1 protein-coding gene and 1 pseudogene are annotated in these 2,467 nt (G+C 41.5%); both read right to left on the bottom strand.

The window, feature by feature from the left end:
* Nucleotides 1–10: 10 nt before the first annotated feature.
* A pseudogene (locus BSZ32_RS20680) lies at nucleotides 11–827 on the bottom strand (IS30 family transposase); the annotation flags it as partial.
* Nucleotides 828–1,024: 197 nt separating this feature from the next.
* Nucleotides 1,025–1,849, bottom strand: a complete 825-nt coding sequence (locus BSZ32_RS17950) for a formate/nitrite transporter family protein (RefSeq protein WP_105044687.1) — start codon at nucleotides 1,847–1,849, stop codon at nucleotides 1,025–1,027.
* Between the last annotated feature and the right edge of the window lie 618 nt (nucleotides 1,850–2,467).

Raw genomic sequence — 2,467 nt, forward strand, 5'->3', positions numbered from 1 at the left:
CAGGTTAATATTGCCGAAAGAGACCGTTTAGATTTTCGTTAGATCCTCTTTCCAAGCACTGATATGGATGAGCAAAAAAGAAGTCAATTTCCGATGCCTTTGCTATCTCCTGATGACCAGCGAACTCTTTGCCGTTATCTGAAGTAATCGTGTGAATATGATCCTTGTAAGGCTGTAGTCGTGCGATTGTTGCCGCAGTTACTTATGCAGCCTGCTTCCCAGTTAGTTGCTCCATAATTAGGAGACCACTTACTCGGTCATTGATGGTTAAAATAGCTCCGTTATGACCGCTGCCGATTATCAAATCTATCTCCAAATCACCCAAACGTTTCCGCTCGTCAACTACTCCTGGGGCGCCTATCAATACTAGTTACGTTGCTGATTTTACCGCGTAGATCCTTCGCTGCCCCCCTTTTACGGTAACGTTTGCTGCGGCGGCGCAAATCCTCGTACAACTTGCCACCCTTCATTTTATCAGCACATATTTTCAGGCAGATCGTTTCGATACTCACGCAATCTATGCCGAGTTTAAGAGCGTCTCCAACAATCTGCTCGGGACTATGCCACTTGGCTAATTCCTGCACCACATGAGTTTAAATAGATGGCGTGTAGTCGCATCTTTTAGGTTTACTTTTTTGCCGATTCTGAGCCTTACGGTTTGCTAGATCGTAGTAATATTTCCCGTTTCTTTGATCAGCATTCCTCTTTATTTCACGAGTGATCGTGGATTTATGTCGGCCTAGCTGCCTCGCAATGTGTGCTGGGCTTAGGTTTTGACTTAGCAGGTGAGCAATAGTATGTCTTTCTTCATATGTAATGAACTTCATAGCTTCTTTTGATCGGGCAGCATTGAAGTTTTTACTAAATCAAAAGGGAAGGATTTTCGGACCTTTCCTTTTTTGATTTAACAGACTACTTACTGCCCATCAAAAGTTGCGTTTATTAATTGAATCCAAGATTACTATGAAAGGCAGCTAGAGAATGAACTCTAGCTGCCGAATTATAAGAAATTAATGTGTGCCTATTATACCTGTGGAGCTTTTTTCTCAACTTTGAAGTGTGTGAGGTAAATTGGTAGTCCCACGAGGCAGAAACCACCGACGAAGTTACCAAGAAGTGTTGGGATCTCGTTCCATAGGAAGAAGTCAACTAATGTGAAGTCAGCACCCATTGTCATAGCGAATGGAAAGAGGAACATATTCACTACAGCGTGCTCAAACACCATAAAGAAGAAACACATGATAGGTGCCCACATACAGAAGAATTTACCAATAGTAGAACGGGCGTAGATAGCGCCGATGACACCCATGGATACCATCCAATTACAGAGGATTCCACGTACGAAACATGTGAACCAACCTGCAATACCCCATTTTTCGAAACCTAGAGTCCTGCCTTCACCCACCTTAGAAAGTAGCTTGTGGAATGCTGGAAAAATCTCTGAAGTCTCTCCTGAGTAGCCATATCTAACGCTGAATGATGCCAAGAATACCACAAACAACGAACCGATGAAGTTACCGCAGAAAACTATAGACCAGTTACGGAATACCTTGGCCCATGTGCAACCTTCTCTGCCATTGATGACTGGGAGAGGTGAAAGTGTGAAAACTCCCGTAATAAGGTCAAATTTCAGCATGTTGAGCATGATAAAGCCTATGGGAAACAAAATAGCTCCCGTGAGCAAACTGCCAGTTTTCGTAATAACAGTGAGAGCAAAGAACGCTGCAAGCGTGAGTAATGCTCCCGCTCCTATACTCCTAATGAGTGTGTCCTTTGTGGACATGAAGAGTTTCTCTTCACCCGCTTCCACCATTTTTTGTGCCAGCTCACGTGGTTGTAAATAATCCATATCTATTCTTTTTATTGGTTGTTTGTAATTAATTAAGTGGATTTGTATCCGACCAATGAATAGTTAATAAGTAAGTTACTTTTTTCTAGTCATCGATTGTGCTCTATCGGGCACATTTGATAAATAAGCAGTACCTGTGCCAGTTCTGCCAACCTAGCATGCAACATTATTCTTACTCGTCATGAATGAAATTGATACATACAGATTTATTACTAGAACATAAAAAAGACAGAAACATAAAAAAGACAGAAACATAAAAAGAAACATAAAAAAGACAGACTAATAAGAAGGTAAGCCTCGATATCCATTATTTCATATGGGTTTTGCAATATTACGACCCTCCTATAGCATCCATATAGACTCCCAACACCTCTGCTGTGGCGAGATAGTCCAGTTGTTTTTTGGGAATTTGGGGGGACACCCTAACTGAAATAGTTAGTTTCATAAAAACATAAAAAAGACAGACTAATAAGAAGGTAAGCCTCGATATCCATTATTTCATATGGGTTTTGTAATATTACGACCCTCCTATAGCATCCATATAGACTCCCAACACCTCTGCTGTGGCGAGGTAGTCCAGTTGTTTTTTGGGAATTGGGGGGGACACCCTAACTGAAA

The organism is Rubritalea profundi (assembly GCF_002954445.1).
Taxonomy (GTDB): domain Bacteria; phylum Verrucomicrobiota; class Verrucomicrobiia; order Verrucomicrobiales; family Akkermansiaceae; genus Rubritalea; species Rubritalea profundi.

Excerpts from the sequence above, each read along its gene's own strand:
- BSZ32_RS17950 (WP_105044687.1), bottom strand. The coding sequence starts at position 1,849 with ATGGATTATTTACAACCACGTGAGCTGGCACAAAAAATGGTGGAAGCG.